Annotated in this window: 1 protein-coding gene; it reads left to right on the top strand. The window is 67.4% G+C overall.

Translation table 11 applies throughout. The annotated features are described in order from the left end of the window. On the top strand, nt 1-337 hold a 337-nt coding region (locus tag IE94_RS36830), incomplete at both ends, for an AMP-binding protein (protein WP_157849460.1).

Below are 337 nucleotides of genomic sequence, written 5' to 3'. Positions count from 1 at the left end.
CCTGGACAACACACAGGTCTACGTCCTCGACCAGCACCTCCAGCCCGTACCGGCAGGAGTGGCAGGAGAGCTGTACATCGCGGGCACTGGTGTGGCCCGCGGGTACCTCAACCGCCCAGGACTGACCGCCGAACGCTTCACCGCCAACCCTTACGGCCCGCCCGGCTCCCGTATGTACCGCACGGGCGACGTCGTGCGCTGGACCGCGAGCGGAGACCTGGAATACCTCCGCCGCGCAGACCAGCAGGTCAAACTCCGCGGCCACCGCATCGAACTCGGCGAGATCGAAACCGTCCTGCGTTCTCACCCAGCCGTCACCCAGGCAGCCGTACTCGTC

It is taken from the genome of Streptomyces violaceorubidus (assembly GCF_000717995.1).
Classification (GTDB): Bacteria; Actinomycetota; Actinomycetes; order Streptomycetales; family Streptomycetaceae; genus Streptomyces; species Streptomyces violaceorubidus.
This window is presented reverse-complemented; position numbering and strand designations above follow the sequence as displayed.